The organism is uncultured Methylobacterium sp., assembly GCF_964244095.1.
Lineage (GTDB): Bacteria > Pseudomonadota > Alphaproteobacteria > Rhizobiales > Beijerinckiaceae > Methylobacterium.
Genome location: NZ_CAXTHR010000065.1, coordinates 1 through 23,126 on the forward strand (window position 1 = coordinate 1; position 23,126 = coordinate 23,126).

A 23,126-nucleotide genomic window follows, 5' to 3' on the forward strand; every position below is an offset into this window, starting at 1 on the left:
TTCCTGACGATCGGCCAGTACCTCCAGCCGACGAAGAAGCACCACCCGGTCGTGCGCTTCGTGCCGCCCGACGAATTCAAGGCGTTCGAGACCACCGCCTACGCCAAGGGCTTCCTGCTGGTGTCCGCGACGCCGCTGACCCGCTCCTCGCACCATGCCGGCGAGGACTTTTCGCGGTTGCGGGCCGCCCGCGGCGCGCAGCACGCTTCCAAGTCCCCCTCAGCCTGAGTCGTCGATGCCGTCCTTCCGGATCACCCGCGCGGTGCGCCACGCGCCGCAGCAGATGTACGACCTCGTCGCCGACATCGAGCACTACCCCGAGTTCCTGCCGCTGTGCGAATCGCTCCGCATCCTGCGCCGCCAGCCGGGCGAGGGGGAGGGCACCGAGGTGCTCGTCGCCGAGATGGGCGTCGGCTACAAGGCGATCCGCGAGCGTTTCACCACCCGCGTCGCCCTCGACCGCCCGAACCTCAGGATCGTCGCCGAGTACATCGACGGGCCGTTCCGGCACCTGGAGAACCGGTGGACGTTCAAGCCGGGGCGGGACGGCGGCTGCGACGTCGACTTCTTCATCACCTACGAGTTCAAGAGCTTCGCCCTCGGCCTGCTGATGGGCCGGATGTTCGACCGCGCCTTCCGCAAGTTCACCGACGCCTTCGAGAGCCGCGCCGACCGGGTCTACGGCGCGGCCTGACCGCCCTCCGGCGGGGCTCGCGGTCGCGGCATCTCCGCGTCAGGAAGCGAGCGCCTCCTCCAGAAGCGCGACCGCATCGATCACCGCGCGATGGCGAATCTCGGCCCGCGAGAGGTCTCCGTAGCGCCGTTCCCGGTGGCGCACGGCGCCGCCCGCGGCCAGCGCGAAATGCACGAGCCCGACGGGCTTCTCCGCGCTGCCGCCGCCGGGGCCGGCGATGCCGGTGACCGCCACCGCGACCGCGGCCCGCGACGCGGCGCGCGCCCCCGCCGCCATCGCGCGGGCGACCGGCTCGCTCACCGCGCCGTGCGTCGCGATCAGGGCGGCGGGCACGCCGATCATCTCGGCCTTGGCCGCGTTCGAGTAGGTGACGAAGCCGCGCTCGACCACCGCCGAGGAGCCCGGCACCGCGGTGAGCAGCCCGGCCACCAGCCCGCCGGTGCAGGATTCCGCCGTGGCGATGGTCTTGCCGGCCGCGGTGTAGTCCGCGACCAGTGCGGTCGCGCGGGCGAGCAGGGCATCGTCGAACATCGTTCAGGTTTCCCCGCCACCCGGCATCGAATTCGGATCGCGCATGGCGTGACGAACCCCGACGGCGACGATCGCATCGTCCGAAATCTCGTAGAAGATCAGGTAGGGGTAGGGGTTCGCAACGATACGGCGCAGCCCGGCAAGGCTGGTGGATCGCCCGCTTTCCGGATAGCGAAGCATCAATGCGAGTGTCGCCTGGATGCGCGTCTGCACGCGGCGCGCGCCCTGCGGCGATCGCTCGGCAATATCGGTCAGGGTGTGGTCGAGTTCGCTCAGGGCCTGCGGCGTGAAGCGGAGCTTCACAGGCCGTGCTTCGCCCAGACGGCCTTCACCTGGGCGTCGGTCGCGAACTCACCCCGCGCAGACTGCGCCCTGGATGTCGCGAAGGACGCCTCTTCCTCCGCGGTCAGCGGCATGGGCGGCTGAGGCTCGCCGGCGATCATCAGCACCATGCGGGCAATGTCGTCCTGCAGGTCGGGGTTCAGCCCCCGAGCCGTCGCGACCGCTCTCTCGAGAAGTTCCGTCATGGATGCCATCCTGCACCCGAATCCGATGCCGGAAAAGTCCGTCGCAGGTCTACGGACACGATACGCGTACGGACATCGCCAGCGCGTCATGGGATTCCGCCGACGGCGGCCGTCCCGGAGACCAATCAGCCCCGGCGCATCGCCGTCTCGGCCTGGTCGTCGAGCGGGGCGGCCTCCGCCTCCTCCGGCAGGCGGATGGTGGCGGCGGCCTGGGCGGCGAGCCCCTCCGCGCGGCCGACGAAGCCGAGCTTCTCGGTGGTGGTCGCCTTGATCGACACCGCGGTGAGCGGCACGGCGCAGATCGCGGCGATGCGCGCCCGGATCGCCTCGCGGTGGGCGCCGATGCGCGGGGCTTCCGCCAGCACCGTGACGTCGAGGTGGTCGATGCGCCCGCCGCGTGCCCGCACCAGCGAGCAGGCATGCGCCAGGAACCGGTCGGAGGAGGCGCCGCGCCACCGCTCGTCCGAGGGCGGGAAGTGCGTGCCGATGTCGCCGTCGGCGATGGCGCCGAGCAGCGCGTCGGTCAGCGCGTGCAGGGCCACGTCGCCGTCGGAATGGGCGAGTACGCCGCGCTCGGCCGCGATCCGCACACCGCCGAGCCAGACGTGGTCGCCCTCCGTGAAGGCATGGACGTCGAAGCCGGTGCCGAGGCGGGTCACGTACGTTGTCACGGCGGTCGTCGTCATAGCGGTCTCCGGTTCCGGGCCGGCGAAGGCCCGGTCGGCCTCGATCAGGTCGGCGGGTTGCGTGATCTTGCGGTTCTTCGGGTCGCCCGCGAACACCACGACGGCCAGCCCCGCCCATTCGGCGAGCGCGCCGTCGTCGGTGAAGCCGTGCAGGCCTGCTGCGGCGGCGGCGCGGTGAGCGTCGCGCAGCGCCGCAAAAGTGAAGGCCTGCGGGGTCTGCACCGCGCGCAGGTGCTCGCGGGCCGGGGTCTCGCGCACGCGGCCGATGCCGTCCTCGTCCACGACGCGCTTGATCGTGTCGGCGACCGCGACGCCCGGCACGGCGGCGCCGTGGTCGCGGCCGGCCGCGACCGCGCGGTCGATCAGCCCGGCATCGACGAAGGGCCGGGCGGCGTCGTGGACGAGGACGATGCCGGGAGCGCCCGCCGCATCGAGGGCCTCAAGGCCGGCCCGCACCGAATCCTGGCGCGTCGCCCCGCCCGCGACCGGCGGCAGCAGCTTCTTCGCGCGTTCGGGGGCGAGTTCGGCCAGGCACGCGTCGTAGAAGTCGACGGCGTCGGCGGCGATCACCACCTGCATCCGTGCGATGCCGGGATGGCGCCCGAGCGCGTCGAGGGTGCGGGTGAGCACGGCCTGTCCGCCGACGCGGCGGTACTGCTTGGGCGTCCCGCCGCCGATGCGGATGCCGCGGCCGGCCGCCACGACGATGGCGGCGACGCTCGATCCGAGGCTGGACATGCTCAGGGTTCCGCCGTGCCGCCGCCACGACCCGTGTCCATATCGGCCGGTCGCGGTGCCAAAAACCTGCCCGTCGCTTAAGCGGTGCAGGGTGTAAAATCAAATCGCCCGCCTCCGTGCGTCCGACCCGCTTTCGGCTTGCGTCTCGGCCACTTTTGGCTATTTGTTGTGCATAATGATGACTGACCATTATTTGAGCGTTCTACGAGGGGCGCGTTCGCCCGACCCGGTGGTGGTGCTGGCACCCCTGTCCGGCGTGACCGACCTTCACATGCGCCGGATCGCGCGGGACGGGGGCGCGAGCGCGGTGGTCTCCGAGATGGTCGCGGCGGCCGCGTTCGCCCGCGGGTCGGAGGAGGCGCGGCTGCGCGCCGAGGGTACGGGGATCGCCCCGCACGTGGTGCAGCTCGCCGGCTGCGCGCCGGGGCCGATGGCCGAGGCGGCGCGGATCGCGGAAGCCGGCGGGGCCGACGTGATCGACGTCAACATGGGCTGCCCGGCCAAGGTCGTCACCGGCGTGGCCTCGGGCTCGGCGCTGATGCGCGATCTCGACCACGCCGCCCGGCTCCTGGCCGCCGTGCGCGCGGCGGTCACGATCCCCGTCACCGTGAAGATGCGCCTCGGCTGGGACCATCGCAGCCTCAACGCCGCCGATCTCGCCCGCCGGGCCGAGCGGCTGGGACTGAACGCGGTGACGGTGCACGGCCGCACCCGCCAGCAGTTCTACACGGGCGTCGCCGACTGGGCGGCGATCCGCCCGGTGGTCGAGGCGGTGTCGATCCCGGTCATCGCCAACGGCGACGTGTCTGACCTCGCGAGCGCCAGGGCCTGCCTCGCGGCGTCGGGCGCGGCCGGCGTGATGGTCGGCCGGGCGGCGGTCGGCCGGCCCTGGCGCGTCGGCATGATCGCCGACGGGCTCGCCGGGCGCCCGGTGCAGGAGCCCTCGCGCGCGGCGCAGCGGGCGATGGCGGCGGCGCACTACGCCGGGCTGATCGCGCTGTACGGCCCCGCGATGGGCGTGCGCCACGCCCGCAAGCATCTGGCCGCCTACGCCGACGCCGCGGGCGGCCTCGCGGCGGCCGACCGCGCCCGGCTCCTGACCGCCACCGATCCGGGCGTCGCCCTGGCGCTGCTGCGGGCGGCCTTCGGCGAGGCTCCGCCCGCGACCGCGGAGGCCGCATGAGCGAGGGCCCGCGCGAGGCGGCGAGGCCGCGGGGCGTGCCGAGCGCGGAGGCGGTGATCAACGCCCTGCCGCTGCCGGTGCTCACCATCGGCGCGGACGACCGCATCCTGCACTGCAACCACGCGGCGGAAACCTTCTTCGACCATTCCGCCCGGCTGATGCAGCGCCGGCGCCTGCGCGACATCATCCCCTTCGCCTCGCCGATCATCGAACTCGTCGCCGAGGTGCGCCGCCGCCGCTCCAGCGTCAGCGAGTACCGGGTCGAGCTGGTGCAGCCGCGCTCGGGCGCCGAGCGCAGCGTCGACGTGTTCGCGACCTTCCTCGGCGACGAGGGCGAGGCGGTGGTGCTGATGCTCCAGGAGCGCACCATCGCCGACAAGATGAACCGCCAGCTCACCCACCGGGGCGCGGCGCGCTCGATGGTGGCGCTCGGCGCGATGCTCGCCCACGAGATCAAGAACCCGCTGGCCGGCATCCGCGGCGCGGCGCAGTTGCTGGAGCAGTCGGGGCCCGAGGAGGACCGGGTGCTCACCCGGCTGATCTGCGAGGAGACCGACCGGATCGTGCGCATCGTCGAGCGGATGGAGCTGTTCGGCGACGAGCGGCCGGTGGAGCGATCGGCCGTCAACGTCCACGGGGTGCTCGATCAGGTGAAGCGTTCGGCGCAGTCGGGGTTTGCCCGCCACATCCGCTTCGTCGAGACCTACGACCCCTCGCTGCCCCCGGTGCTCGGCAACCGCGACCAGCTCGTCCAGGTGATCCTCAACCTCGTCAAGAACGCCTCAGAGGCGATCGGCGCCGACACGGTGGACGGCGAGATCACCCTGTCCACCGCCTTCCGCACCGGCCTGCGCCTCCAGGTTCCGGGCTCGCGCGAGCGCGTCAGCCTGCCGATCGAGGTGGCGGTGCGCGACAACGGGCCGGGCATCTCGCCCGACCTGCTGCCCGACCTGTTCGACCCGTTCGTCACCACGAAGGCGCAAGGGTCCGGCCTTGGACTTGCATTGGTGGCCAAGATCGTCGGCGACCACGGCGGCATCGTCGAGTGCGATCCCGCGCCGCGCCGCACCACCTTCCGCATCCTGCTGCCCATGTCGAGCGCCCGCGACGGGCGCGAAGCGGTCGTGGAGGCCGAGTAAGAGTCATGCCCAACGGCCACATCATCGTCGCGGACGACGACGCCGCCATCCGTACGGTCCTCAACCAGGCGCTGTCGCGGGCGGGCTACGAGGTCCGCTCCACCGGCAACTGCGCCACGCTCTGGCGCTGGGTCGCGCAAGGAGAGGGGGATCTGGTCATCACCGACGTGGTGATGCCCGACGAGAACGTGTTCGACCTGCTGCCCCGGATCAAGCGGGTGCGGCCGGAACTGCCGGTCATCGTCATGAGCGCGCAGAACACCTTCATGACCGCGATCCGCGCCTCCGAGCGCGGCGCCTACGAGTACCTGCCCAAGCCCTTCGACCTGAAGGAGCTGATCGCCATCGTCGGGCGCGCGCTCTCGCGCCCCCGCGGCACGGCGCCCGCGGCGGCCGCGCCCGACAACGAGGACATCCCGCTGGTCGGGCGCTCGCCGGCGATGCAGGAGATCTACCGGGCACTCGCCCGCCTGATGCCGACCGACCTCACCGTGATGATCACCGGCGAATCCGGCACCGGCAAGGAGCTGGTGGCGCGCGCGCTGCACGATTACGGGCGCCGGCGCTCCGGGCCGTTCGTGCCCGTCAACATGGCCGCGATCCCGCGCGACCTGATCGAGTCCGAACTCTTCGGCCACGAGAAGGGGGCCTTCACCGGCGCGCTGCAACGCTCGGCCGGCCGCTTCGAGCAGGCGGAGGGCGGCACGCTGTTCCTCGACGAGATCGGCGACATGCCGATGGAGGCCCAGACCCGGCTGCTGCGCGTGCTCCAGCAGGGCGAGTACACGACGGTGGGCGGCCGCGTGCCGATCAAGACCAACGTCCGCATCATCGCGGCGACCAACAAGGACCTGCGCATCTCGATCCAGCAGGGGATTTTTCGCGAGGATCTTTTTTTCAGACTGAACGTCGTGCCTCTCAGGCTGCCGGCGCTTCGAGAGCGATCCGAAGACGTTCCCGATCTCGTCCGCCACTTCTTCATCCAGGTCGAGCGCGAGGGCCTGACGCGGAAGATGCTCGACGGCGAGGCGATGGAGCGGTTGAAGCGTTACCGCTGGCCCGGCAACGTCCGCGAACTGGAGAACCTCGTCCGGCGGCTCGCGGCGCTCTATCCGCAGGAGACCATCACCGCGCCGGTGATCGAGGCCGAGCTCGACACCCTGCCGCTCGCCCAATCCCCCTCCGTCGGCAACGGCGGCGGACGCAAGGCGGGGGGCGGCGACGAGAGCCTGTCCGGCGCCGTCGAGCGGTACCTCTCCGACTACTTCTCCGGCTACCGCGACACGCTGCCGCCGCCGGGCCTCTATCACCGCATCCTGCGCGAGATCGAGGGTCCGCTGATCGGCGCGGCGCTCGCCGCCACCCGCGGCAACCAGATCCGCGCAGCCGAGCTTCTCGGCGTCAACCGCAACACCCTGCGCAAGAAGGTGCGGGATCTGGACCTTCAGGTGTTCCGCACGGCGCGATAGGAACCGGGCCGTGCGCGGGGCGGCCGGAGGCGCGGCCTAAGCCTCCCACCCCATCCGCTCGACCTCCACGCCGGTGATCGCCGCGACGATGCGCTCGCGCTCGGCCCGGCTCCCGGCGAAGCGCGCCCGCGCCGCGGCCAGCACCGCGGGCGTCGCCGTGTCGGGGCTGCCCGCGTCGAAGGGCGGCGCCGGCGCGTACTCGATCGCCAGTTGCACCGCCTCGGCGGCCGGCCTGCCGGCGAGTTCGGCCACCACCGTCAGGGCGAAGTCGATGCCCGCGGTGACGCCGCCGCCGGTCAGCAGGTTTCCGTCGCGCACCACCCGCGCGCGGACGGGCGTCGCCCCGAAGGCCGCGAGCAGGTCGAGCGACGCCCAGTGCGTCGTCGCGCGCCGGCCCCGGAGCAGGCCAGCCGCCCCGAGCACCAGCGCGCCGGTGCAGACCGAGGTGACGTAGCGCGCGCTCGCCCCCCGCGCCCGCACGAAGGCGAGGGTCGCCTCGTCCGTCATCAGCGCGTTGACGCCGATGCCGCCGGGCACGCAGAGCACGTCGAGGTCCGGGCAGGCGGCGAAGGTGACGGTCGGCGTCAGCGGCAGGCCGGTCGCGCTCGTCACCGGGTCGAGGGTGGCGGCCACGAGGTGCACCACGGCCCCGGGCAGCGAGGCGAAGACCTCGTAGGGCGCGGTCAGGTCGAGCTGCTGCACGCGGGGGAAGACGAGGAGGCCGATCCGGTGGGTCATGCGCCGACGTCAGCACGGGACGCCGCCCGGTACAAGCGCGCGCCATGCCGGGTAGTGTCTCAGTTCGAATTTCGCGCCTACCGCATGGTAGCAGTCCCCCTTTCCTCACCGTGGGATCGCCGGCCATGTCGCTGTCGCAGGTTCAGATCATCCGCTCGCTGGCCGATGCGTTGGCGTGGTTCGAGAAGGAGCTAAGTTGGAATGTTAAACCGGCTTCACTCTCTCATCTGACCGGCCGTATCGGCGAGCTTTACACCGCAATGCTTACGCGCGGACAGATGGCCTTGGAAGTTGCACAGCGTGGCTACGATGTCGTGAGCGCCGAAGGTCAGCGCATCTCTGTCAAAACAATCACGACTTCGACGCATGCCGACTTTAACAAGAATACGCTCAAGTTCGCGGATTATGCGATCATTCTCCGAATAAATGTGATTGAAGGAGAAGCCTCGATTGAGGAACTATTTCGCGGTAATATTGATGAACTTAAGGCTCGCTGTAACGAAACGCCGATCTCTTTAGTATACATGGTAAACAAAGCCCCATCCTTTCCGGCTGCTCTGGATGACTTAGCCATCATGGCAAGCGCACAAATCGACAATCGACGCGTCATTCAATATGAGAATGGCTCGATTGTCGTTGATACCAATGGAAAGCGTGAACAAATTACATACCCTGTGTTGATGCAAATTGCTACCGATCTTGGCGTTAGTCCACTCAACAGCAATCAGAATAAAATAAATACTCGCCAGCTCGGCGCCACTATCATCGCAGCCCGAAGTTCCGCCGGCCGTTTTGCATGGAGCGACGGCGACGTAGTGTGGCACGACGAAGACGGCAACGAGATCACCTCGCGTCAGGCCAAGGAGATGCAGCTCATACAAGCGCGCTCCCAAGTCGAGGAAGATGTGGCTGCGGACAAAGAACTCTAGGCAGCAACTTCCTGGAGGTTACGGGACCGGAATGCATGGCGGGCTAAGTGAGGCTTAAATTCAAGCTGAGACACTACCCCATGCCGCCTCCGCTTCGCGTCACCCTTCGCTGCACCCCTGGCGGCAACCCTGGGAAAGACCCGAAAAATTTGACTTTCGCGGCCCGATCACCGACACGGCCGGCCGGCGCAGCCGCCCCGATGCGGGGCTTTCCGCGACCCATGCCCTGACCCGTGTCCGGGACTTCTGCCGCGAACCGCGTCGCGCACCGTATCCTCGCGTCCGGAGCCGTCCATGAACGCCCCCGCGGCCGCCCGCCCGCACCGCCGCCGATGACGCGCCTGTCCGCCGGAGCCTCCGCGCGCGACACCGGGCCCGACCTCGTCGAGCGGCTGGCCGCGTCCGCCGCCACAGGCCATGGCCGGGCCTGCGCGTGGCTCGTCGCGCTCTGCCTCGTCTGCTTCCTGCCCGGCCAGATCGCGCTCCAGCCGATGGACCGCGACGAGCCGCGCTTCGCCCAGGCCGCCAAGCAGATGCTGGAGACCGGCGATTTCGTCGACATCCGCTTCCAGGGGGAGGCCCGCCACAAGAAGCCGGTGGGGATCTACTGGGCGCAGGCCGCAGCGGTCGCCGCCGGGGAGGCCCTGGGGGTTCCCGAAGCGCGGACACAGATCGCGCTGTACCGCATCCCCTCGCTGGCCGGCGCCGTCGCCGCGGTGCTGCTCGCCTACTGGATGGCGCTGGCCTTCCTGCCGCGGCGCGGGGCGTGGCTCGCCGCCGGGCTGTTCGGCGCCTGCCTGATGCTCGCGGCCGAGGCGCACTTGGCCAAGACCGACGCCGTGCTGACCGCCTGTTCCGCGGCCGCGCTCGGCGCGCTCGCCCGCGCGTGGCTCGGCCGGGGCGAGGCTGGGCTTCCGACGGCCGCCCGCCTCGCGTTCTGGCTCGGGCTGGCGCTCGGCATCCTGGTGAAGGGGCCGATGGTGCCGATGTTCGTCGGGCTGCCGATGCTCGCCCTCTCGCTCAAGGCGCGCTCCGGGCGCTGGCTCCTGGCGCTGCGCCCCCGCTCCGGCCTCGCCCTCGTCGCGCTGATCGTGGCGCCGTGGTTCCTGGCGATCGCGTGGCGGAGCGGGGCAGCGTTCTTCACGGAGGCGGTGGGCCACGACATGCTCGCCAAGGTCGGCAGCGCCAGGGAGAGGCACGGGGCGCCGCCCGGCACCTACGCGCTGGTGTTCTTCGCCACGTTCTGGCCCGGTGCGGCCTTTGCCGCCCTGGCGGTCCCGTTCGCGTGGCGGGCCCGCGCGTCGGACGCCGTCGCGTTCCTGGTCGCGGCGATCGTGCCGGCCTGGATCGTGTTCGAGGCCGTGCCGACCAAGCTCCCGCACTACGTCCTGCCGCTGATGCCGATGGTCGCGATCCTGACCGTGCTGGCGCTGCGCGCCGGCGCCCTCGATCCGGCCCGCCGCGGCGCGAAGGCGGTGGCGCTGCTGGTGCCGGCGATTCCCGTGGGCCTCACCCTCGGCGTCGCCTTCGCCGCGTGGCGCCTCGACCGGACGGTGCCCGTCGCCGGCCTGGCGCTGCTGGCCGCCGCCTGCGCGCTGGCGCTCGCCGCCTTCGTCGCCTACGCCCGGAACGGGCCGGAGCGGGCGGTGCTGCTGGCGATCCTCTCGGCCTGCCTGCTCGCGCCGGCCGTCCTCGGGGTGACGCAGGCCGAAATCCCGGCGCTCAAGGTCTCCGACCGCCTCGCCGCGATCCGCGAGCGGCTGCCGTGCCGGCCGCGCGTCGCGAGCCTCGGCTACCGCGAGCCGAGCCTCGTGTTCCTGATCGGCACCGACCTCGCCACCCCGAACACCGGCGCCGACGCGATGGCCTTCCTGAACGCCGGCGGCTGCCGCCTGCTGTTCGTCGAGCAGAGGTCGGCGGCCGACTTCGCCGACGCCTGGCCCGTCGGCAGCCCGGGTCCCGGCGCGGTCGGGCAGGTCTCGGGCTTCAACATCAACGCCGGCCGCCGGGTCGACCTCACCGCCTACGCGGTGACGCCGGCCGCCGGGACCGTGGCCCGATGACGCCCGGGGCGACGCCCCCGCGCCTGAGCATCGTGGTGCCGGTGCGGAACGAGGCCGGCAACGTCGCGGGCCTGGTCGCCGAGATCGAGGCCGCCTGCGCGGAGCTTGCGCCGTTCGAGGTGATCTACGTCGACGACGGCTCCACCGACGCGACGCTGCCGGCGCTGGACGCCGCCCGCCGGGGGCGCCCGTGGCTGCGGGTGCTGCGCCACGCGCGAAGCGCCGGCCAGTCGGCGGCGGTGCGCAGCGGGGTCGCGGCGGCCGGCGGCGCGGTCGTCGCGACGCTGGACGGCGACGGCCAGAACGACCCGGCCTTCATCCCGGTGCTGGTCGCGGCCCTCGAAGGGGCGGGGCCCGGCGCCGGCCTCGCCCAGGGGCAGCGCCGGGGCCGCAGGGACGGGCGCTTCAAGACGATGCAGTCGCGGATCGCCAACGGCGTGCGCGGGCGCATCCTCAACGATGCCACCCGCGACACCGGCTGCGGCCTCAAGGTGTTCCGCCGCGCCGTCTATCTCCGGCTGCCGTATTTCGACGCGCTGCACCGCTTCATGCCCGCGCTCGTCGTCCGCGAGGGGTTCAGCGTGGTCCACCGCGACGTGATCGACCGGCCGCGCTTCACCGGCACCTCGAAGTACGGGCTGTTCGACCGGCTCTGGGTCGGCTTGGTCGATCTTGCCGGGGTGTGGTGGCTGATCCGGCGCAAGCGGCCGACGCCGGCGGTCACCGAGGTCGAGGACGGCGCGTGCTGATCCGGCTCGCGCACGACCTGCCGGACTACGTCTACGACGTGTTCGTCGCCCGGTTCGATTTCTGGCTGGTGTTCGGCATCCTGGCGCAACTCGTGTTCGGCTCCCGCTTCATCCTGCAATGGCTCGCCAGCGAGCGCGCGGGCCGGAGCGTGATCCCGCTCTCGTTCTGGTTCCTGTCGATTGCCGGCGGGATCATGACGCTGGTCTACGGGTTCGTGCGCCGCGAGCCGGTGATCATCATCGGGCAGGGGCTCTCCACGGGCATCTACCTGCGCAACCTCGCGCTGATCTTCCGCAACCGTCGCGGCGGCGACACGAAGCCCTCGTGAGAAGCGCCCCGCGACGGTCCGAGCCGAAGCGCGCGGCCTCGCGCGGGATCGCCGCGCTTGATCGCGGCCGGCGGCCGTGATCGTCTCGCGCCCTCGCCATCCCGGAGCTCCATGCCTCACGACCGCGACCCGCTCCCCGCCTTCCACGACGACCTCGCGGCGGCCTTCGCCGAGCTGTGGCGGCTGCTGGCGGACGGGGTGGTGCAGGGCCGCAGCGCCTTCCACGCCCCGAGCCTCGCCACGGTGGACGCGCAGGGGCGCCCCCGCATCCGCACGGTGGTGCTGCGCGCGGCCGACGCCGCCGCCGGCACCCTGCGCGTCCACTGCGACCGCCGCTCGGACAAGGCCGCCGAGGTCGCGGCGCATGCCGCCGTCGCGCTGCACGCCTACGACCGCGCGGCGAAGATCCAGCTCCGCATCGAAGGCCGCGCCGGCCTGCACGCCGACGATGCCCTGACCGATGCCGCCTGGGAGGGCTCCCGGGCGATGAGCCGGGTCTGTTACGGCATCGCCCCCGGCCCCGGCACCGGGCTCGATTCCGGCGGCGCCTACACGGTGCCGGACGAGGCGGCGGCGCTCACCATCGGCCGCCCTAACTTCTCCGCCGTGGTGATCCAGGCCGAGGCCCTCGACTTCCTCTACCTCGACCGCCGCGGCCACCGCCGCGCCGGCTGGCGGCGGGAAGGCGCGGGCTGGATCGGAGGGTGGCGCGTGCCGTGACGCCGCCTCAGCCCACCGCCCGCAGCCGCGAGAACCCAGCGTCGAGGTCGGCCTTCAGATCCTCCACGTCCTCCAGCCCGATGTGGAAGCGCAAGCCCGGCCCGCCGGGCGCCCAGGTGGTGGCGGTGCGGTAGGGGCGGCAGTCGAAGGGGATGACGAGGCTCTCGAAGCCGCCCCAGGAGAATCCCATCCCGAACAGTTCGAGGCCGTCGAGCATCGCGGCCAGCGCCGCCTCCGACACCGGCTTCAGGATGACGCCGAACAGGCCCGACGCCCCGGAGAAGTCGCGGCGCCAGATCGCGTGGCCGGGATCGTCGGGCAGGCCTGGATGGAGCACGCGCAGCACCTCGGGGCGCGCTTGCAGCCAATGCGCCATCTCGAGGCCGGCGCGGCCGTGCTCGCGCAGGCGCAAGGCCATCGTGCGCAGGCCGCGCAGCGCCAGGAACATGTCCTCGGGGCCGGCGCAGGGGGCGATGTGATCGAAGGTGCGCCGCACCGCCGGGAAGTGCGTCGCGTTGGCCGAGGTGAGGCCGAGGAGCAGGTCGGAGCCGCCGCTGAGGTACTTGGTCCCGGCCTCGACGGCGATGTCGACGCCGCGTTCGTGCGGCGGGAACAGCAGCGGCGTCGCCCAGGTGTTGTCCATGATCACCGTGCCGCCGCGCGCGTGCACGGCCGCGCTGATCGCCGGCACGTCCTGCATTTCGAAGCTCTGCGAGCCCGGCGCCTCGACCAGCACCGCCTTCGTGTTGGCGCGCATCAGCCCGGCGATGCCGGCGCCGACGAGCGGATCGTAGTAGGTGGTCTCGACCCCGAAGCGGGCGAGCACGCCGTTGCAGAAGTTGCGGGTCGGGCGGTAGGCGGAATCCGTCACCAGCAGGTGGTCGCCGGCCGAGACCGAGGCCATCAGGGCGATGGAGAGCGCGCACAGGCCCGACGGGGTGACGACGGTACCGGCGGCACCCGCGACCGCGCTCCAGGCGTCGGTGAGTGCGTCCATCGTCGGCGTGGCGCTGGTGCCGTAATTGTAGCGCCCGCGCCGGTGCACGATGTCGTCGTAGGTCGGGTACAGCACCGTCGAGCCGCGATAGATCGGCGTGTTGACGAAGCCGTGCTGGGCGGACGGATCGCGGCCGGCATGGACGAGGCGCGTCGCCGTGCCGAACCTGTCGGTGTTCCTGGACGGTGGCTTGGACATGGGCGCTCGGGTCTCGGTCGGGTCTCGGAGACCGAAGCCCGGCCGGGCGGCGCCGGTCAAGGACCCGCGCCGGCCGATCGGCTCCGCCGCGCCGGGAATCAGCCGGCGTCGGTGGCGGCGGCCTCCTCGTAGGCCTGCATCCAGGCGGCGCGGTCCTCGGAGCCTTCCGGGTAGGGGCAGTCGCTCGCCGGCTTGCCGTAGTGGCGGGCGTTGCGGCCCTGGATGAACGGGCTGTCGCTGGCGGTCGCTTGAGCGTTCGCTTCGGGCTTCATGGGGTCTCCTGTCGGGTGTCCCTTCGTTAACGGGCTTGGCCCATCTTCGGCTCCGTCGTCTTTCGCGTTGCCGGGGCCCGTCGCTTGCGTATCCTGCGTCTCCTCGCCGCCGGCGCCACCGCGGCCGCCTCGATCCTGGCGATCGGCTTCGTCAGCGCCGACCGCCTCGCCCATACGGTGCCGGCCCCGGTTACCCGCGCCGCGCCGTCCGAGCCGTCCACCACCGGGTCGATCCCGGTCGAGCCCAAGCCCGTCGCCGCGCTCAAGCCGGGGCCCGCCAAGATCCCGAACGGGTTCGACACCGAGCGCCTGAACGCGCTGATGCGCGGCGACCCGATCCTGCGCTCGAAGCGATGACCCGGCGCCCGCCGCGGATGGCTGGCCTGCGCCGGCCGGCCTGACGGCGCGGACCGCCCCGGGGTATGGGATCGGCGCGCCCCGCATCCGAGGCCGGATGCCGGGGGTCGCGATCGGGACGGACACCTTGGGCCTCGTCTACGCGCTCGGCGCCTACCTGAGCTGGGGCCTCGTCGTCCCGGTGCATTTCCGGCTGCTCTCAGGCTTCTCCCCGAGCCACATCCTCGCCGTGCGCATCCTGTGGTCGTGCCTGTTCGCGATCCTGCTCGTGCTGGCGTGGCGGCGGCGGGTGCGCAGCCCGTTCCCGCTGCGGCCGCGGCACGGGCTCCTCGTCGTGTCGGCCGGGCTGATCGGCGTGAACTGGCTCCTGTACCTTCAGGCGGTCAACGGCGGCCACCTGCTCGACGCGAGCCTCGGCTACTACATCAACCCGCTGGTCAGCGTGGCGCTCGGCGCCGCGGTGCTGGGCGAGCGCCTCCGGCCGCTCCAGCTCGGTGCCGTGGCGATCGCCGCCGCGGGGGTGGCGCTGGCCGTCGCCTGGGCCGGCGCGTTGCCCGTGGTCGCGTTCGAACTCGCCGTCAGCTTCGCGCTCTACGGCCTGGTACGGAAGGTGGTCGGCATCGATCCCGCGGTGGGGTTCCTCGCCGAGACGCTGATCCTGACGCCGGCCGCGCTCGTCTGGGTGCTGCTCGCGCCGGAGTCCGCCCTGCCGTCCGACCCGAGGGACTTCATCCTCCTGGCGCTCACCGGCGTGACCACGGCCCTGCCGCTGATCTGGTTCGCGGCCGCGGCCGAGCGCCTGCGGCTCGCGACGCTCGGGCTGCTGCAGTACCTCGCGCCGACCTGCCTGCTCGGCTTGAGCGTGTTCGCCTACGGCGAGCACGTGGCGCCGCATGCGATCGCGATGTTCGGGCTGATCTGGCTGGCGCTCGCCCTCTACGCCTTCGACCTGCTGCGCGCCGGGCGAAGCCTCCGGGCCGACCCGGCGCCCGGCCGAACCACGGCACCCGGACCGGGGATGCGTGTATAACGCCCGCGCCCCGGCCCGGCATCGACGCGGGACGGCAACCCGAGCGTCCGATGAGCGATCCCGCGACCGTCACGCAGGCCGATTACGAGAACCTCGCGCAGGCGCTGCCGCAGCTCGCCTGGATCGCGACCGCGGCGGGCGACATCGTCTGGTACAACAGCCGCTGGTACGCCTACACCGGCACCACCATCGCGACGATGCGCGGCTGGGGCTGGCGCGACGTCCACCATCCCGACCACGTCGAGGCCGTGACGGCGCGCTACCGCACGGCGATCGAGGCCGGCGCACCGTGGGAGGACACCTTCCCGCTCCGCGGCGCGGACGGCACCTTCCGCTGGTTCCTGTCCCAGGCGATGCCGCACCGCGACGCCGCGGGCCGCATCCTGCGCTGGTACGGCACCAACACCGACATCACCCAGCGTCAGGCCGCGGAGGCCGGGCTGCTCCGTTCGGAGGAGCGGTTCCGCGCCCTGGTGGACGCGTCGGCGGCCGTGATCTGGAGCACCAGCGCGGCGGGCGAATTCCTGCCGCCGCAGCCGCGCTGGAGCGCCTATACCGGACAGACCGCGGACGCCTACCGGGGCTCAGGCTGGATCGAGGCGGTCCATCCCGACGACCGGGCGCGGGCCGCCGAGGTCTGGGCGCGCTCCATCGCGGCGCGTGAGCCCTACGCGGTCGAGTACCGTCTGCGCCGCCACGACGGGCAATGGCGCGACATGGAGGTGCGCGGCGTCCCGGTCCTCGACGCCGACGGCCGCTTGCGCGAGTGGGTCGGCGCCAACGCCGACATCACCGAGCGCAAATGCGCCGAGGTCGAGGCCGAGCGCGCGCGCAGGGCCGCGGAAGCGGCGAATCTCGCGAAAAGCCAGTTCATCGCCAACATGAGCCACGAGCTGCGTACGCCGCTCTCGGCGGTGATCGGCTATTCGGAGATGCTGGCTGAGGAGCTGGAGGATATCGGCCAGGCCGCCCTGCTGCCGGACCTGCGCAAGATCGAGACGGCGGCCCGCCACCTGCTCTCGCTGATCAACGACGTGCTCGACATCTCGAAGATCGAGGCCGGCCGCATGACCGCCTCGGCCGAGCCCTTCACCGTCGCCGACCTGATCTCGGACGTGTGCGACGCCACGGGATCGCTGGTCGAGAAGAAGGGCAACCGCTTCGTCCTCGACGCGGAGGGCGACCTCGGGGCGATGCACCAGGACCAGACCAAGATCCGCCAGTGCCTGCTCAACCTGATCGGCAACGCGGCGAAGTTCTCGGAGAACGGCACGATCACGCTCGCCGTGCGCCGGGACCGGGAGGCTGAGGCCGACTGGCTGTCGTTCTCGGTCGCCGATACCGGGATCGGGCTCACCGAAGCGCAGATCGCCCGGCTGTTCGAGCGGTTCGCGCAAGGCGACGAATCGACCACGCGGCAGTTCGGCGGCACCGGCCTGGGCCTGGCCATCACCCGCGCCTTCTGCCGCACCATGGGCGGCGACATCGGCGTGACGAGCGTGCCGGGCCAGGGCTCCACCTTCACGCTGCGCCTGCCGGCGGTGCTCGCGCTCGCGGACGAGGCGGCGGTGGCGGCCGAGCTCGCCCTGCCGGCGCCGGTCCAAGGGCACGAGGCGCACGCGCACGCGGAGCACGACGTGGTGCTGCTCGTCGACGACGACCCGGCCGCCCGCGAACTGCTCCAGCGGTTCCTGGAGCGCGAGGGGTTCCGCGTGCGCACCGCCGGCGACGGGCGGGCCGGGCTGGCGCTGGCCCGCGCGCTGAAGCCCCGCGCGATCCTGCTCGACGTCGAGATGCCGCGGATGGACGGCTGGGCGGTGCTGCACGCGGTGCGCAACGACCCGGAGCTTGCCGGCATCCCGGTGATCATGACCTCGGTGATGGCCGAGCAGGGCCTCGGCCAGGCGCTCGGCGCCACCGACTACTTCGTCAAGCCGATCGACTGGAACCGGCTCAAGGGCCTGATGGACCGCTACCGGCCGGACGGCGTCGAGGCCCGAATTCTCGTCGTCGACGACGACCCGGACGCCCGCGAGCGCCTGCGCCGGACGCTCACCCGCGACGGCTGGCGCGTCGACGAGGCCGAGAACGGCCGCGCCGCCCTGGAGCGGTTCGAGGCTGTGCGCCCCAACCTGATCCTCCTCGACCTGATGATGCCGGAGATGGACGGCTTCGGCTTCCTGCGGGCGCTGCGGGCCCGCGCCGACGGCGACGTGCCGGTGGTGGTGCTCACCGCCAAGGAGATCACCGACGCCGAGCGGGTGAGCCTCCGCGCCCAGGCCGATCGGGTGATCGAGAAGGGCAGCCTGAGCCTCGCCGAGATCGGCCGGCAACTCCGCGTCCTCTACGCCCGCGAGGTCTCCGCCCCGGTGCCGCAGGCCATGCAGGGGCTGCTCGACGCGCTCGCCGCCCGGGAGGGGTGACCCCCGGCGATGTCCCGGACGGGTAGAGCGAGCGCGGAACCCGATCCGGGGCCCGGCCGGCGCGGACGCGGAGCAACGTCTTCTTCGGCCGCGCCCATGGAGGCGGGCATATGCGAGGCGCCTGCCCGGAGAGGCCGGGTGCCGACGCGGCGTGCGACACCGATGGCCCGACGGAGGCGGAACCATTCCGCGGCGCATGCCCTTCCCTTGCCGGCATCCGTCCGTCGAGGCGGGGCCGCGGGAGAGGCCCATGAACCCGATCGTCGTCGTCGCCCTGATCTGCGCCTCGTCGGTGCCGGCCCCCGATTGCAGCCGGGAGACCGCCCTCGACGTGGTTACCGGGCCCGCCCACACTCTTCAGGAGTGCCTGATCCAGGGCCCCGTGCTCGCGGCGAATGCCGGGCTCGGCGGCTCCAGGGACAGCTACGTGAAGACCCGCTGTGAGCCGCGGCGCTAGGGATCTCAGCCCGATGAGCGACGACGTCGAGCCCGGGCGGGCGGTGATGATCCGCCTGCGCGCTCGCCTTGCGGTGGTGGAGCGGGCGGCGTGGTTCGGCCTGGTGCACGCGATGCGCACCCGGCCCGCCGAGACCGAGGCTTATATCGCCGCCGAGCGCGCCAAGTGCGCGGCGGGGTTCGCCGGCCCGAAATGGGCGCGCGACCTCACGGACGCGGAGCGCGCGATGCTCGGCGCGGAGGTCGATGCCGGCCTCGCGCAACTGCTGCAGGATGCCCGCGACGAGGCGTGACCCGCGGCGGCGCCCTCAGCCGCGCGCCTTCGCATCCGGAAACCGGTCGCGCCACGCGGGTGGGAGACCGGTCGGCCCGGAACCGGGCGTCGCGGCGGCGATCCCGGCAAGACCCGTTGCCGAGAACACCCCGATCGCCACGGCGCGGGCCAGAACCTGGGCCGCCGCATCGCCGAGCCGCGCGAGATCGGCGAGCGGATCGGCGAGCGGCACCGCGCCGGTGGCGACGGAGAACACCACGTCGCCGTCGAGCGGGGTGTGGACCGGCTGGATCGCGCGGGCGAGGCCGGCCTGCGCCGCGACCGCGAGGCGGCGGCACTGGGCCTTGGTCAGCGCCGCGTCGGTCGCCACCACCGCGAGCGTCGTCGCGGCGCCGGCCAAGCCGCGGTCGGGGAAGTCGAGGGCGCCGTCCGGCAGCGCGGCAGGCAGGCCGAGGCCGCCGAACTCCGCGCCGCGCTCGAACGGCGCCGCCCAGAAATGCGGGCCGTCGCCGATCGTGACCCGGCCGAAGGCGTTCACCGCCGCGAGCGCGCCCACCCGGAAGCCGGTGCCGGGCACGCGGCGCGATGCGGTGCCGATCCCGCCCTTGAGGTTGGCCGTCCGCGCACCCGTCCCGGCCCCGACCGAGCCGAGCGCCACGTCCGCGGCGGCCGCCGCGGCGGCGGAGAAGCCGAGTTCGCGATAGGGCGGGTAACGGCCCCAGTCCTTGTCGCCGCCGTTGAGCAGGTCGAACAGGATCGCGCCCGGCACGATCGGCACCCGCATCCCGCCGACGGGAAAGCCGCGGCCGGCCTCGGCGAGCCACGCCACCACGCCCGCGGCAGCGTCCAGCCCGAAGGCCGAGCCGCCCGACAGCACCACGGCGTCGATGCCCTCCACCGTGCGCTCGGGGTCGAGCAGGTCGGTTTCGCGGGTGCCCGGCCCGCCGCCGCGGACATCGACCGCGGCCACGAACGGCCGGTCGAACACCAGCGCGGTGACGCCGCTGGCGATCCGCGCATCCGCGGCGTGGCCGACGCGGATGCCGGCGATGTCGGTGATGGCGTTGCGCATGGCGGCCAGCATGCCACGATCGCGGGGCAGCCGCACCGCTTGAGCACGGGTCGGCGCGGGTGCAGGATTGCCGGCATGCCCGATCTCCTCATCCGCCCCGTCGTCCGTGCCGACCATGCGCAATGGCTCCCGCTCTGGGAGGGCTACAACCTGTTCTACGCGCGCGTCGGGCCGGCGGCGATCCCGCCCGAGGTGACGCAGACGACCTGGAACCGGTTCCTCGACACAGACGAGCCGGTCCACGCGCTGGTGGCCGAGCGCGACGGCACCCTGGTCGGCCTGACGCACTACCTCTATCACCGCAGCACCTGGGCCTACGCCCCGTCCTGCTACCTGGAGGACCTGTTCACGGCCCCGGCCGCACGCGGGCAGGGGGTCGGCCGGGCGCTGATCGAGGGCGTCTGCGCGCAGGCGCGGCGCGCCGGCTCGCCCCGGGTCTACTGGCAGACGCACGAGACCAACGCGACCGCGATGCGGCTGTACGATCAGGTCGGCGAGCGGTCGGGCTTCGTCGTCTACCGCAAGCCGCTCTGAGCGATCCCGAGCCGGTCGGGACGCTCCGCCCGGGCACCTTGCGACCCCCGCCCCTGCGACCCCGATCCTGTGGACGCGCGCCCGCCCCGCCGCATCGCGGGAACACCGTCCGTGCTAGGCAGCGCCTCGGGATGTCCCGTGGCGTGCGACCGGAGCGGCGATGGCGTTTGGCATCGAGATGGGGCTCGGGCTCGACGGGCAGGGCGCCGGCCAGCCGGCCCGCCTCGACCTTGAGGAACTGCTCGCGACCCGCCTCCTGGTCCAGGGCAATTCGGGATCGGGCAAGTCGCACCTGCTGCGCCGCCTGCTGGAGCAGAGCGCCGGCCACGTGCAGCAGGTGGTGATCGATCCCGAAGGCGACTTCGTCACGCTCGCCGAGGCGCACGGCCACCTCGTCGTCGACGGAGGCCACGCCGCGGGCGACCTCCAGGCGATCGCGACCCGCGTGCGGGCGCACCGGGTCTCGGTGGTGCTCGACCTCGAGAGCCTCGACATGGAGGCGCAGATGCGGGCGGCCGCCGCCTTCCTCGGCGGGCTGTTCGAGGCCGAGCGGACGCATTGGTACCCCTGCCTCGTGGTGGTCGACGAGGCGCAGATCTTCGCTCCCGCCGCGGCCGGCGACGTGTCGGACGAGGCGCGCAAGATCGCGCTCGGCGCGATGACCGACCTGATGTGCCGCGGGCGCAAGCGCGGCTTGGCCGGCATCATCGCGACGCAGCGGCTGGCCAAGCTCGCCAAGAACGTCGCGGCCGAGGCCACGAACTTCCTGATGGGCCGCACCTTCCTCGACATCGACATGGCGCGGGCCGCCGACCTGCTGGGCCTCGACCGCCGCGGGGCCGAGCGGTTCCGCGATCTGGCGCGCGGCGAGTTCGTGGCGCTCGGCCCCGCCCTGAGCCGGCGGCCGCTGGCCCTGCGGATCGGGCCGGTGACGACCGGCTCGCGCGCCGCCGCGCCGACGCTGATCCCGCTGCCGCAGGCGGCCGACGCGGATCTGCGTGCCAGAATCCTGGCACCGGCCGAGGAGGGGTTCGTCTATCCGGCCCGCGCGCCCCGGCCCGCGGGGACGCCCCGCGTCAGCCCCGCCGACCTGATGCGGGAATTGGCCGCCCACCGGCCGGAGCCGGCGGCGCCCGCGCCCGCCCTCGACGAGGCCGGGAACCGGGACGGCTGCGCGGCGATCCTGCGCGGCCTCGTGGCCGAGCCCGAGGCCGGGCACCGGTCGGTCGCCGTGGTCTACCAGGACTTCCTGGTCCGCTGCCGGATGCGCGGGCTCGACGGCGAGCGCGTCGGCCTGCCGGCGTTCCGCCGCGCGCTGAGCGTGGCGCGGGCCGGGATCGATGCAGGCCCTGCGGGCACGGGAGGCGACGCCCGCTGGACGGAAGCCGAGGACGCCGCCGCCGGCATGCCGGAGGAGGTGCAGGGCCTGTTCCTGCTGCTCGCCCGCGCCGCGCTCGGCGGAGAGCCCTGTCCCGGCGACGCGGCACTCGCCCGCGCGATCGGCAGCCGCTCGCCCGGGCGCGCCCGGCGGCTGCTCGGCTACATGGAGGGCCGCAACGCCATCGTCTGCCGCACGGACTTTTCCAAGAACCGCATCGTTGCGCTGCCGGCGCTCGGCTGCGAGACCGCGCCGGGCGACCCGAAGGCGGAGGCCGCCGCGCCTGCGCGGCCGAACCCCGCGCCGGGGAGCGCCGGCTGGGGTCTGTTCGCCGCCGAGTGAGGCTTTGGGGGGAGGAACCGCGGTGCTTCCCTTCCCCTTCCGCAGGCTGCCGGGGACTCGCGCATCGCGTTCGCGTGCTTCGCGGGTCTTCCCTCTCGCCTCTGCGGGAAAGGGAAGACCCGCGAAGCGGGTCGGGAGAGGGAGGGCGTGGTGGCCAACCCTGCGAGAGATGTGAATTTGGTAGCCCGGCGGGAGAGGGCTTCGGCGGCTCACCCCGCTGCGCTCAGCCGCATCAGTTCCGCGATCAGCAGTGCAGCCGAATCCGCGACGCTGCGTCCGTCGGTCGCGAGCGTCAGGTCGGGGGCAAGCGGCGCCTCGTAGGGCGCGGAGATGCCGGTGAAGTCGGGGATCGTGCCGGCGCGCGCCCGGTCGTAGAGGCCTTTGGGGTCGCGGGCCTCGCAGAGTTCGAGCGAGGTGTCGATGAACACCTCCAGGAACGGGATGTCCCCGGCGATCCGGCGTGCCGCCGCGCGCTCCTCGCGGAACGGCGAGATCAGCGAGACGATCACGACGAGACCGGCCTCGGCCATCAGTCGCGCAGTCTCGGCGGAGCGGCGGATGTTCTCGGCGCGGTCGGCGGGGCTGAAGCCGAGGTCGCGGTTGAGGCCGTGGCGCAGGTTGTCGCCGTCGAGCACCATCCCGTGCCGGCCCGCCCCGGTCAGCGATCGATCGACGGCATTGGCGATGCTGGACTTGCCGGCCCCCGACAGGCCGGTGAACCACGCGATCACCGGCCGCTGGTTCAGGCTGCGCCAGCGCGTCTCGCGCGGCTGGAGCACCTGCCAGGTCAGGTTTTCGGAACGGCGCGGGCTGTGTGGCAACGACACGGTCCTTCCAGGGGCCTCTTCCGCGTCCTCCCACCCGACACGGTATCCCGCGTCGGCTTCGTAGCGGCAACCGCCTCCGGGCGGAACCGCGCGATCACGCTCGCGTGAGCGAGCCTTCCGGAACGGGCGAGATCTGCGGGACCGCCCGCGGGCGGCCGTCGTCGTCGATCGCGACGAAGGTGAAAGTCGCCGACGTCACCTTCTCGCGCACCTGCGTGCGGAAGCGCCGGGCCCAGGCCTCGACCTCGATCTTCATCGAGGTGCGGCCGACGCGCCCGATCCGGGTATAGACGCAGAGCACGTCGCCGATGCGCACCGGGCGGATGAAGGTCATCGCGTCGAGCGCCACGGTGACGACCCGGCCCGCGGCCCGATCGACCCCGGCGATGCCGCCGGCCTGATCCATCTGCGACAGCACCCAGCCGCCGAAGATGTCGCCGTTGGCGTTGGTGTCGGCCGGCATCGCGATGG

General features: G+C 72.6%; 26 protein-coding genes and 1 pseudogene. 17 read left to right on the forward strand and 10 right to left on the reverse strand.

Going from position 1 to position 23,126, the window contains the following annotated elements:
• Positions 1 to 228, forward strand: a pseudogene (locus ACFE86_RS11835) (lipoyl synthase); the annotation flags it as partial.
• 7 nt (positions 229 to 235) lie between these two features.
• Positions 236 to 694, forward strand: coding sequence for a type II toxin-antitoxin system RatA family toxin (locus ACFE86_RS11840; protein WP_375455528.1), 459 nt, complete (start codon positions 236 to 238; stop codon positions 692 to 694).
• Positions 695 to 733: 39 nt separating this feature from the next.
• On the opposite strand, the gene ACFE86_RS11845 is transcribed toward ACFE86_RS11840, so the two are convergent.
• The 4 genes from ACFE86_RS11845 to ACFE86_RS11860 form a co-directional block, all read right to left on the reverse strand.
• Positions 734 to 1,225, reverse strand: coding sequence for a CinA family protein (locus ACFE86_RS11845; RefSeq protein ID WP_375455529.1), 492 nt, complete (start codon positions 1,223 to 1,225; stop codon positions 734 to 736).
• Between the two features lie 3 nt (positions 1,226 to 1,228).
• A complete protein-coding gene (locus tag ACFE86_RS11850; RefSeq protein ID WP_375455530.1) occupies positions 1,229 to 1,528 on the reverse strand; it encodes a type II toxin-antitoxin system RelE/ParE family toxin in 300 nt (99 codons plus the stop codon).
• Entirely contained in the window at positions 1,525 to 1,752 is a 228-nt protein-coding gene (locus tag ACFE86_RS11855) for a hypothetical protein (protein WP_375455531.1), read from the reverse strand. Before ACFE86_RS11855 ends, ACFE86_RS11850 begins: the two co-directional genes overlap by 4 nt.
• A gap of 125 nt (positions 1,753 to 1,877) precedes the next feature.
• Positions 1,878 to 3,176: a bifunctional 2-C-methyl-D-erythritol 4-phosphate cytidylyltransferase/2-C-methyl-D-erythritol 2,4-cyclodiphosphate synthase gene (locus ACFE86_RS11860; protein WP_375455532.1), complete on the reverse strand. Its 1,299-nt coding sequence runs from the start codon at positions 3,174 to 3,176 to the stop codon at positions 1,878 to 1,880.
• Between the two features lie 175 nt (positions 3,177 to 3,351).
• Between ACFE86_RS11860 and dusB the strand changes: the two genes are divergently transcribed.
• The 3 genes from dusB to ntrC are packed head-to-tail and all read left to right on the forward strand — an operon-like array spanning position 3,352 to position 6,967.
• A complete protein-coding gene (gene dusB, locus ACFE86_RS11865; protein ID WP_375455533.1) occupies positions 3,352 to 4,359 on the forward strand; it encodes a tRNA dihydrouridine synthase DusB in 1,008 nt (335 codons plus the stop codon).
• The gene (locus ACFE86_RS11870; RefSeq protein ID WP_375455534.1) at positions 4,356 to 5,498 is read left to right on the forward strand and encodes a nitrogen regulation protein NR(II); all 1,143 of its coding nucleotides are present in this window, start codon (positions 4,356 to 4,358) and stop codon (positions 5,496 to 5,498) included. The genes dusB and ACFE86_RS11870 overlap by 4 nt, the downstream gene beginning before the upstream one ends.
• Positions 5,499 to 5,503: 5 nt before the next feature.
• Positions 5,504 to 6,967, forward strand: a complete 1,464-nt coding sequence (gene ntrC, locus ACFE86_RS11875; RefSeq protein WP_375455535.1) for a nitrogen regulation protein NR(I) — start codon at positions 5,504 to 5,506, stop codon at positions 6,965 to 6,967.
• A gap of 36 nt (positions 6,968 to 7,003) precedes the next feature.
• On the opposite strand, the gene ACFE86_RS11880 is transcribed toward ntrC, so the two are convergent.
• Entirely contained in the window at positions 7,004 to 7,705 is a 702-nt protein-coding gene (locus ACFE86_RS11880) for a DJ-1/PfpI family protein (protein ID WP_375455536.1), read from the reverse strand.
• A gap of 125 nt (positions 7,706 to 7,830) precedes the next feature.
• Here ACFE86_RS11880 and ACFE86_RS11885 point away from each other — a divergent pair, with 125 nt between their 5' ends.
• From ACFE86_RS11885 to ACFE86_RS11905, 5 genes are all read left to right on the forward strand, one after another.
• A complete protein-coding gene (locus ACFE86_RS11885; RefSeq protein ID WP_375455537.1) occupies positions 7,831 to 8,634 on the forward strand; it encodes a DUF6998 domain-containing protein in 804 nt (267 codons plus the stop codon).
• A gap of 332 nt (positions 8,635 to 8,966) precedes the next feature.
• Complete coding sequence (locus tag ACFE86_RS11890; protein WP_375455538.1) at positions 8,967 to 10,697, forward strand: ArnT family glycosyltransferase; 1,731 nt, start codon at positions 8,967 to 8,969, stop codon at positions 10,695 to 10,697.
• Positions 10,694 to 11,446: a glycosyltransferase family 2 protein gene (locus ACFE86_RS11895; RefSeq protein WP_375455539.1), complete on the forward strand. Its 753-nt coding sequence runs from the start codon at positions 10,694 to 10,696 to the stop codon at positions 11,444 to 11,446. The genes ACFE86_RS11890 and ACFE86_RS11895 overlap by 4 nt, the downstream gene beginning before the upstream one ends.
• On the forward strand, positions 11,440 to 11,775 hold the full coding sequence (locus ACFE86_RS11900) for a lipid-A-disaccharide synthase N-terminal domain-containing protein (RefSeq protein WP_375455540.1): 336 nt from the start codon (positions 11,440 to 11,442) through the stop codon (positions 11,773 to 11,775). Before ACFE86_RS11895 ends, ACFE86_RS11900 begins: the two co-directional genes overlap by 7 nt.
• A gap of 111 nt (positions 11,776 to 11,886) precedes the next feature.
• On the forward strand, positions 11,887 to 12,495 hold the full coding sequence (locus ACFE86_RS11905) for a pyridoxamine 5'-phosphate oxidase family protein (RefSeq protein WP_375455541.1): 609 nt from the start codon (positions 11,887 to 11,889) through the stop codon (positions 12,493 to 12,495).
• Between the two features lie 7 nt (positions 12,496 to 12,502).
• Here ACFE86_RS11905 and metC read toward each other — a convergent pair whose 3' ends face one another.
• Positions 12,503 to 13,690: a cystathionine beta-lyase gene (gene metC, locus ACFE86_RS11910; RefSeq protein ID WP_375455542.1), complete on the reverse strand. Its 1,188-nt coding sequence runs from the start codon at positions 13,688 to 13,690 to the stop codon at positions 12,503 to 12,505.
• Between the two features lie 98 nt (positions 13,691 to 13,788).
• Positions 13,789 to 13,962 (reverse strand): Rmf/CrpP family protein, encoded by a 174-nt coding sequence (locus tag ACFE86_RS11915; protein WP_375455543.1) that lies wholly within the window; start codon positions 13,960 to 13,962, stop codon positions 13,789 to 13,791.
• 84 nt (positions 13,963 to 14,046) lie between these two features.
• Here ACFE86_RS11915 and ACFE86_RS11920 point away from each other — a divergent pair, with 84 nt between their 5' ends.
• The 5 genes from ACFE86_RS11920 (at position 14,047) to ACFE86_RS11940 (ending at position 18,521) form a co-directional block, all read left to right on the forward strand.
• Positions 14,047 to 14,319 (forward strand): hypothetical protein, encoded by a 273-nt coding sequence (locus ACFE86_RS11920; protein WP_375455544.1) that lies wholly within the window; start codon positions 14,047 to 14,049, stop codon positions 14,317 to 14,319.
• A gap of 127 nt (positions 14,320 to 14,446) precedes the next feature.
• Positions 14,447 to 15,349, forward strand: a complete 903-nt coding sequence (gene rarD, locus ACFE86_RS11925; protein ID WP_375455552.1) for an EamA family transporter RarD — start codon at positions 14,447 to 14,449, stop codon at positions 15,347 to 15,349.
• Between the two features lie 50 nt (positions 15,350 to 15,399).
• Positions 15,400 to 17,772, forward strand: a complete 2,373-nt coding sequence (locus ACFE86_RS11930; RefSeq protein ID WP_375455545.1) for a response regulator — start codon at positions 15,400 to 15,402, stop codon at positions 17,770 to 17,772.
• 250 nt (positions 17,773 to 18,022) lie between these two features.
• Positions 18,023 to 18,229, forward strand: a complete 207-nt coding sequence (locus ACFE86_RS11935; protein ID WP_375455546.1) for a hypothetical protein — start codon at positions 18,023 to 18,025, stop codon at positions 18,227 to 18,229.
• 13 nt (positions 18,230 to 18,242) lie between these two features.
• A complete protein-coding gene (locus ACFE86_RS11940) occupies positions 18,243 to 18,521 on the forward strand; it encodes a hypothetical protein (protein ID WP_375455547.1) in 279 nt (92 codons plus the stop codon).
• 15 nt (positions 18,522 to 18,536) lie between these two features.
• On the opposite strand, the gene ACFE86_RS11945 is transcribed toward ACFE86_RS11940, so the two are convergent.
• The gene (locus ACFE86_RS11945; RefSeq protein ID WP_375455553.1) at positions 18,537 to 19,574 is read right to left on the reverse strand and encodes a P1 family peptidase; all 1,038 of its coding nucleotides are present in this window, start codon (positions 19,572 to 19,574) and stop codon (positions 18,537 to 18,539) included.
• Between the two features lie 75 nt (positions 19,575 to 19,649).
• Here ACFE86_RS11945 and ACFE86_RS11950 point away from each other — a divergent pair, with 75 nt between their 5' ends.
• Positions 19,650 to 20,108, forward strand: a complete 459-nt coding sequence (locus ACFE86_RS11950) for a GNAT family N-acetyltransferase (protein WP_375455548.1) — start codon at positions 19,650 to 19,652, stop codon at positions 20,106 to 20,108.
• Positions 20,109 to 20,268: 160 nt separating this feature from the next.
• Complete coding sequence (locus ACFE86_RS11955; RefSeq protein WP_375455549.1) at positions 20,269 to 21,828, forward strand: ATP-binding protein; 1,560 nt, start codon at positions 20,269 to 20,271, stop codon at positions 21,826 to 21,828.
• Between the two features lie 209 nt (positions 21,829 to 22,037).
• Here the strand turns inward: ACFE86_RS11955 and cysC are convergent, their stop codons facing one another.
• Complete coding sequence (gene cysC, locus ACFE86_RS11960; RefSeq protein WP_375455550.1) at positions 22,038 to 22,649, reverse strand: adenylyl-sulfate kinase; 612 nt, start codon at positions 22,647 to 22,649, stop codon at positions 22,038 to 22,040.
• A 100-nt stretch (positions 22,650 to 22,749) separates the two neighbouring features.
• Complete coding sequence (locus tag ACFE86_RS11965; RefSeq protein ID WP_375455551.1) at positions 22,750 to 23,124, reverse strand: acyl-CoA thioesterase; 375 nt, start codon at positions 23,122 to 23,124, stop codon at positions 22,750 to 22,752.
• Positions 23,125 to 23,126: the final 2 nt, after the last annotated feature.